This is a genomic window from Luteolibacter pohnpeiensis (assembly GCF_016595435.1).
In the GTDB taxonomy this organism is placed as follows: domain Bacteria; phylum Verrucomicrobiota; class Verrucomicrobiia; order Verrucomicrobiales; family Akkermansiaceae; genus Luteolibacter; species Luteolibacter pohnpeiensis.
In genome coordinates, this window is the sequence record NZ_JAENIJ010000063.1 from 1 (window position 1) to 7,520 (window position 7,520).

Annotated in this window: 5 protein-coding genes and 1 pseudogene; 1 reads left to right on the forward strand and 5 read right to left on the reverse strand. The window is 52.7% G+C overall.

Annotation, left to right across the window (positions count from 1 at the left end):
* The 5 genes and pseudogenes from JIN85_RS19355 to JIN85_RS19375 all read right to left on the reverse strand — a co-directional run.
* Positions 1–425 (reverse strand): annotated as a pseudogene (locus JIN85_RS19355) (hypothetical protein); the annotation flags it as partial.
* A 1,431-nt stretch (positions 426–1,856) separates the two neighbouring features.
* Positions 1,857–3,863 carry an autotransporter outer membrane beta-barrel domain-containing protein gene (locus tag JIN85_RS19360; protein ID WP_200273940.1) on the reverse strand — a complete coding sequence of 669 codons (2,007 nt, stop codon included), beginning with the start codon at positions 3,861–3,863 and terminating at the stop codon, positions 1,857–1,859.
* Between the two features lie 44 nt (positions 3,864–3,907).
* Positions 3,908–4,177 (reverse strand): hypothetical protein, encoded by a 270-nt coding sequence (locus tag JIN85_RS19365; protein ID WP_200273942.1) that lies wholly within the window; start codon positions 4,175–4,177, stop codon positions 3,908–3,910.
* A gap of 74 nt (positions 4,178–4,251) precedes the next feature.
* Positions 4,252–5,391, reverse strand: coding sequence for a helix-turn-helix transcriptional regulator (locus JIN85_RS19370; RefSeq protein ID WP_200273944.1), 1,140 nt, complete (start codon positions 5,389–5,391; stop codon positions 4,252–4,254).
* A gap of 292 nt (positions 5,392–5,683) precedes the next feature.
* Positions 5,684–5,938 (reverse strand): hypothetical protein, encoded by a 255-nt coding sequence (locus JIN85_RS19375; RefSeq protein WP_200273946.1) that lies wholly within the window; start codon positions 5,936–5,938, stop codon positions 5,684–5,686.
* 560 nt (positions 5,939–6,498) lie between these two features.
* On the opposite strand from JIN85_RS19375, the gene JIN85_RS19380 reads away from it, so the two are divergent.
* Entirely contained in the window at positions 6,499–7,005 is a 507-nt protein-coding gene (locus JIN85_RS19380; RefSeq protein WP_200273948.1) for a hypothetical protein, read from the forward strand.
* Positions 7,006–7,520 lie beyond the last annotated feature (515 nt).

Sequence of the window (7,520 nt, forward strand, 5' to 3'; positions counted from 1 at the left end):
TCGATGCCTTCGTGGATGATCTTGTCTCCGAATGGATCGTATTCCTGGCGTGCCACCACCTGACCGGTCGCTTTATCAGCCCATGCGACGATGTTACCATTGCCATCATAGCCGGGAGCGTAGCTGGAACCGCCTATCACTGCGACAGAGCGGAGCCCGCCGACACCACTGGCTCCTTGCTCGGTTCGCGATAGGTCGAATCCCCATGCATACGCGCGCTTAAGGGAGAATACACCGCACGTCACCGAATATTCTGAGTATAGGTTCCAGCCGTCATAGGCAAATCGCAAATCCTCAGTTGGTGTCGAGGCTGATGCACGATTGAATACCTGTTTCCGCACCCGACGACCCATCCAGTCATAATCGAAGATTAGCTTTCGGTATGGCACACCTAGGCCAAGGGCGGTAGAATTCAACGTCATCATGATGAGCTAGCTTTAATCGTTCCATACATAGTTTTATCAGCTATCTGATGTCAAGTTCCCATTTGCATCGTAACCACGGATGTAAATGGCTAGTTTAACCTATTTATCATGGATGGGTGCAGAAAAAGAAAAATGCCGGGTGTTTCCCGCTCCGAGCCTTACTTGTCGCGGGGAACAACACAGCGTGTTGGATGTCGAACACTACTGAACTCAAGAACAAACCATTCTTCGACTTTGAAGGACCTTCGAGCCACCCAGACTTGGAATGTCAATATCCCCTTGCAAATAGCCGTCAACACTGGCGGACAAACCACCAGCCGCCAGGACTTACGGGGCAGTCACCTGACTGATTACTCCTTTACGACTTCTCCGTTCTCGGTCCATATTCGGAGCTAGTTTTTTAGCAAAAACCGATATCAAGGATGTAAGGTAAATTAATCTCAACAATCATAGATATCCTGATAATTCGACGATACCTAGGCATGACGATCTTTCCAAAGATAAACAGACCCGCCAGTTAATCTAAGTGAATCTAGCCACTACCACTACCCAACACACTTAATCTATACATCACCTCAACTTTCCCTATGAAAATTCTAGATCCAGTGAAAGCCTTTGCCGCCTCAATGTTTGTATTCGGTATTCTATCAGAGGAGGCTAGTGCTGTGACCACACTATTTGCCCAACTGAATACCTGAGCTTCAGTGATAGTCCTTTCAAGCCTAATCTCGACTCGTCAAGCTTCGACTACTGGGTTTTTGAAGATTTTCAAGACAACAGTGTAGATCTTGGTCCAGGGGTCACGACGTCTAATTATACGATTTATTCCGGCGGTATTGGATCGTTAAGCGATTCTGTCGAGTTTACAGGATCGCCTGAAACGGGACGCACCTACTTCGGAGGGGGCACCTTCAGTATCGACTTCAGTGTTGGAGACGGGCTGCTGGAAACATTACCAACGCACGTAGGACTGGTGTGGACCGATGGAGGCACCACACTGATCACTTTTGAGGCATTCGATCAATTTGGAGCAAGCTTGGGAGTCGTTTCAGGTAGTCACGCTGACAATTCTATCACCGGCACGACGGGAGAAGATCGATTCTATGGAGTGTTCCATTCTGAAGGGATTTCTAGAATAACCTTATCGAGCAATGGAGCGGCCCAAGAACTCGATCACATTCAGTTTGGTCACGTCATCCCTGAACCATCATCCATCATGCTTTGGGGTCTCGGAGCGATCTTGACTCTGAGGCTGCGTCACAGATCCCGATAACGAACATCAAATCACCGCTCCTTGGCACCCAACTGCCACAGAGCGGGCCCGGATTCTCAGCTGCCAGGTTGGCAGAGCCATCATCAGGGAAGTAAACGAGAGATCGAATCATGATGTCCGTGGTCTGGACGAACGCATCGATCCACCAAACTTCGAATTTAGAACGAACGCTTTCGTCGCCAACCCAGAAAAAGCGTCGCAGCGGCGAGTGTGCAGACTGAGGGTTCGGGGATATTGCTTTGAAAATCCGAAAGCACCAGCGATTTGGGATCGTAGCTACTAGAATCACCGTAATGAACCAAAAAGCTGCCATAGCCATCGGCGGTTTCAAGGCGCTGGCCGTTGGTCGCATTCTCGAACTCTCCTGTGAGGAACCCGGCCGAGAGCAGGGTAAATATTTCACTGCTGCTGGCCTCGTTTTGGTAGCTGTTGATGAACGTCAGCACTAAAGAACCGTTGAGCGATGCGATGCCGCCGACATCAATCGCATCGTAGCTGAGCCCACGGGAATCTCCGCCGATTTCCATCTGCAGCGAACCCGCAAAACGCAGCTCGCCGCTCATCAATTCGAGGTCTTCCTGAACGGTGATCAACCCGGCACTGTTGCCAGGTGAAAGCTCGGACCGAAATGCCATGGAGAGATTACGAAAGGTTCCGTTGCCGCTGAGCGTGCCTTCATAGACGAAAAATTCCGGCAGCACCACGCCGCCATTCAGACTGAGATTTCCCAGGCCGGTCTTGCTGAAATTCGAGTCATCTCCCGTCACATCACCGTTCCATGTGATGTCGAATCCGTTGTTGTTGATCGAGCCCCCCCAACCCGTGGCAACCAGCGTCCGGGTTGCAGGAACGAGCAAGTCCGCTTCCGCGCGCAGCGACGAGGCATTAAGCGTGAGCGGTGCGGTTGCCGCGCCCAAGGCCGCATCGTTTTGAATCCCGATCGTTCCAGTGACGCTGAATCCACCCAGATGCGTGTTGTTGCCGGTGACTGTTACGCCCTGAAAACTATCGATTTCCAACTGCCCAGGCCCCGTGATGTTCGCGGCGAGTGTCAATGCCCCGCTGCTGACGATGCGGCCCCGTTCACCGCTGACCGAGAGGGTCCGATCCGCGGAGAGCGTGAAGTTACTTGGCAATGACAACGTGGCATTTCCGGTCGAGTCGCCCAGGAACTCAATCACGCTGGTATTCGCACCCAGCGCGGAATCCGCCGGGATCGAGAGCCGGCCATTGGGATCGATGCTCACTGGCCCGGTGAAGGAGTTGTCGCCCGAAAACCCGACCGAACCCTGCACCGTGATCCGATTTTCACCGGAAATGGTCGAGCCAATGTTGAGCGGGCGGACGCCACCGAAGAACGTGCCACCATTTTCCCCGATCACTAGGGACCGCGCCGGTTCGATGAACAACGGGTTCGCCAGCGTGATGATTTCGCTGCGCAAGGTACCGCCGTTCAGAGTGATCGTGTTGGAAAAATCGCCGAGTGCAGAGTCGCGAGTGATCCCAAGTGCGCCGCCTGTGATGAGGATTTCACCGGTGAAGGTGTTTTCGCCGGTGAGCAAGGCGCCGCCGCCAGTGGCTGAGCTATCCGCCACCAAACGACCATTTCCGGAAATGGTACCGTAGATGATCACCGAATCATCTTCATGCGATAAGGCACCCATCACGAGTTCATTGCCATTTAAATCGACATTGGCGAGCGAAAGTGAAGTGCCATCAAAGGCTCCGACCTTGGCGTCACCAGTGAGCGTAATTTGCCCATTCCAAGCCTTCGAATAGCCATGGGTTGCACTCAGCGCAAACGGAATGGAGCCACCACTGCCAGCGAGCATGAGCGGTTGGCGGACGTTGACCTGCCAGTTTTCCTGGCTCGTGAGTTGAAGGCTTGCGCCGTCTTCGACGGTAACCGTGCCAGATCCCCCCAGTGCGAACGGATTGCCAATTCCGAGAATCGCACCGCTTTGTACCACGGTATCGCCGGTAAATGTATTGATGCCATGTAAGTTATGAATGCCACTCACCACCTGCAAACCGCCGGTGCCGGAAACCGTACCGAGCAGCATCAGCTGCCGTTCAAAAGAATCACCACCGAGCAAAGTCAGGTCCTGCTCGATCGAAATCGAGTTGGATAACGTCGTATTTCCCGTGCCGATCGCGTTGTTCATCGTGATCGACGGATTTTCTCCCGCGAAGGTCAGAGAATTTCCAGTCAGCGCAACGGCCCGGAATTTTCGGTGAAGTTGAGTTGGTTCAGCACCAGACCGCCCGCGATATTGTGGATGATTTCAGGAGCAGGCACCTGATCGAACCACAAAATCGTTTCGCTGCCACCAACCGGAACTCCGGCATCCCAGTTCAGCCCCTCACTCCAGGCATTTCCCGCCGACCCGGTCCACTCCCAGGTCTGGCCGGAAAGGGTGGCGGACGTGAAACCAAACAACGCGAAACCTATGACGGAGCGAATGACCAATGGATGCATTTACTCCATTTTGTATCAGATCCAGTGGTTTCGCCGCATCGTCCGATTGGACTAATATTGATGCCACCAAGCGTTTACTCTGACTGGCTTTGGGTCATCGCGAGAACCAGTTCGGCCCGATGTTTCACGCCGAGTTTGGCGAAAATTTCCCGCAAATGCGCCCGCACGGTGTGAACACTCAAGCTCAACTCGGAAGCGATCACCGCGTTTGATTTTCCCCGGGCAGCAAGCATCGCCACCCGCCGCTCTGCCGCGCTCAGGGAATACGCCGCCACCGCAGAATCCTGGCCCGGCCGGTCAACCACGCGGCTGAATTCAACCAAACAATGCGGTTTGATCGCCTGCTTTTCGCGCGGATGCAGCAGCCGCAAACGCGCCTTCAACCCGGGCAAGCCTGCATGTTCGAGCTCCTTCGCCGGCGCGCTCAACTTGCCAGGCGGAGGCTGACGCAACCATCTTTCGGAGCCCGCCAAAAGCTCCGCAGCTGCCTCCTTCACCTCAGTTGGCAAGGTTCCCACGTTTTGACAATCCGCCGTCCGCGCCGTATCCGCCCACAATTGGCATGCTTCGTCCGCTGCCCGGTTTGAGAAAATCAGCCGCAGCTCCCAATCGAGAATCGCCATCCCATCCGGAAGTTGTTGCAGGACCGCTTCCATCGCCGCCCGTTTGGCGCGTTCGGCGTCAAACGCCGCCACCCGCTGCACGGCCGCAGCGATCGGGCCATGCAAATCACGCAGCAAATCCCGCTCGTGGGGCAGATACGGACCTTGGTCCGGTGTGCGATTCATGCCGATGTGCCCGGTAAAAGCCGACCCGTCCCAAAACAGAAATCCGGCGGCATACCACCAGCCTTCTGGCTTCATGATTTGCTCATAAAACCGAGTTCCCTTCAGCTCTTCATCGCCCCAATGGTCATTTAAAAAAGCAATTTCCATCCCCGGCGATGCCTGGAGCACCCGCGCCAGAGGCGGCTCGCACGAAATGAAGCGTTCCCAGTATCCGGGCTCGTCACGCAGCGGTAGGGTCGTGTTCACAAACACCGGTCGATCTTCCACGCAGGGCAACGCGGTGATGTAGTGGAAATTTGGCAGCGCGGCATCAAGCAACGCCACCACGGAACACCACAGATGATTTAGATCCATCGCCCTGCCCAAATCCGCCAAAGGTTTGGCCAACTGGGGATCAGTCGCTGTTTTCGGATAATTAGCGGACATTCGGCGACGCAAGCGTCGAGAACTCAGGGCAGATCGGGATTTCATCGAATCATCCGCTACCCGATCCCATCTGCGGAAACAAGATTCGAGTTGCTCAACGAATCAGCACCGAGCTGCGCCAAACCCACCAAGCTTGAAGAAATTGGGCAACGTAATTATGATTAAAGGCCGTTCCATTGGCAGAAATTGCGCTAAAACGTAAAGTTTTGTAAGTTGGTCCATCAGGAACATTTACAGCACCGCTAACAACTCCTAACACAACAATTTGTAGCTCGATCAAATCGCGGAAAATTCAGCGGTTTTTGTAGCCGAAGTGAACCTCGTTGTTCTTCTTCACCCAACGCGCGTCGAGATCCTTTTGGCATCGCTTGCGCGGCTTGTCTTTCCAATCCTCAGGCGTCTCGCCACGTTTGATGGCCGCGATTTCCTCGCGTCCATTGCGTTGGCGCAGGACTTTAACATACGAGGCACTGAGGGTGACTCCTTCCTTGCCATGAATGCCGCGCGCGGCGAACGCTTCGTCGAGGTCCCCAAACAAACCCGCCACGCCAAAGAATCACGTGAAGCTGAGTCGATCGCGAAAAACTTCGAAATCTATAATCGATGTCAATTTGTCGAGCGGCGTGATGTGTTGGGCCATTTTTTAGCATGGTCAAGTTGACCGAAAAGATCCTGCAGCTTGCTGCCGAGCCGTCGAAATCTCATGGCCGGTCAACTAAAATTCACTACGATGGGAAGCGGTTGTCGGAGATGCCCATCAATGTCATTTATATATCATTCGCACTGGCGGCGAGTGGAAATTCATATCCTATGGCCTATCCCTTTGGAAAACCTTTCAGCATACTTCAGATCACAACAAATCCCTAAATCAATCGGAGCTTACGGGATCATTCCGATACGCGTAGACATTATTCAATAATGAATGTTGCCCACTGGAATCGCGCTCTCTGGAATCGCAATACTCGTGCTGCTTGTGCAGCTGGCGCGATTGTAGCAATCGCAGCTTATACCGCATATGCAATAGACCTCATTCTAGGAGAAGGAGGAGGCTCAATAACTAGAGGGTGGCATGCTGGATGGAATTACTTCTGTTTCTATGGGGTCTTGATGCTTCCAATTTTCGCATTTGCCGGAATGATTGCGATGGTCTTGGCGAGATTTATAGGAGCTGGTATTGTGATTTTGATATCGATCTTCGGTCTTGGAACTCTTCTAATTCATGATGCGATCTCGAGCACGCCGATGGCACAACTCAAACGCATGACTCGAAATTCATCGATTCCTGATGTCACGTTTGAAGATTTCAGCATAGGTCGCACTTTCAGCGATGGAACTTCCTACATGTGGATCGCTCGATGCTCGCCGATCAAGGCAAATCGGCTTTCCAAAGCTATAGGGATGAAACCGATATCTCCCGCAGATCATCCTGACGAACCTACAACTCAGGATCCCGAGCACCAGGCCATGCAAGCGTGGCAGATGATATTCCATCAGGATATCGAGGGCATGAACTTCTATCTAGGTGACCAAGGAATGATCGGTGGATACTCCTCGGAAGAGCAAAGATTTTACCTTTTTTGGTGGCCATCGATCCATCGAGATAACCCTGGCTAACATGTCGATCGGATTTTTGAGACGGCTTACTGCGTGCGGCAAATCGAGTTACGATGCCAAAGGTTCCGCGCGCTGTAGGGCACTCAATGAGCAAACCTCAGATTTGCGATGTAGATTCCATTTGGACCCTCGTTAGAACGAGTTCAGACAGCAATGACGCTCAAGATCATAGGAACCATCGATGAGCGCAGCTCTCATGGAATTTCTTGGGTTGCAAGGTGCGAAGTGATCCAGTCAGTTTTTTAATTTTTTCCGCCACAATCAAGATTGAGGCATGGGAGCATAAGTTCCTTCATCCGTTGACCGAGCTTAAAATCTGCTGCCCATCTCCTCGCCTTTTTGCGGGACAGGCGCATAAAATTTCTGGTTTCGCTGCAGGTTGAAAACCCTGAAAACCATTTCCATCCAGAAGCAACAAAGGCGGCTCATCCTCAAAGATTGGGGACATGAGGCACGGATGCCATCATGTCCCCGATGTTTGTTAACCTAAATTTAGGCCTGAAGGGTTACGACCC

Coding starts and splice junctions, on each gene's coding strand:
- JIN85_RS19360 (WP_200273940.1), bottom strand. CDS start 3,863: ATGAACAACGCGATCGGCACGGGAAATACGACGTTATCCAACTCGATT.
- JIN85_RS19365 (WP_200273942.1), bottom strand. CDS start 4,177: ATGCATCCATTGGTCATTCGCTCCGTCATAGGTTTCGCGTTGTTTGGT.
- JIN85_RS19370 (WP_200273944.1), bottom strand. CDS start 5,391: ATGTCCGCTAATTATCCGAAAACAGCGACTGATCCCCAGTTGGCCAAA.
- JIN85_RS19380 (WP_200273948.1), top strand. CDS start 6,499: ATGCTTCCAATTTTCGCATTTGCCGGAATGATTGCGATGGTCTTGGCG.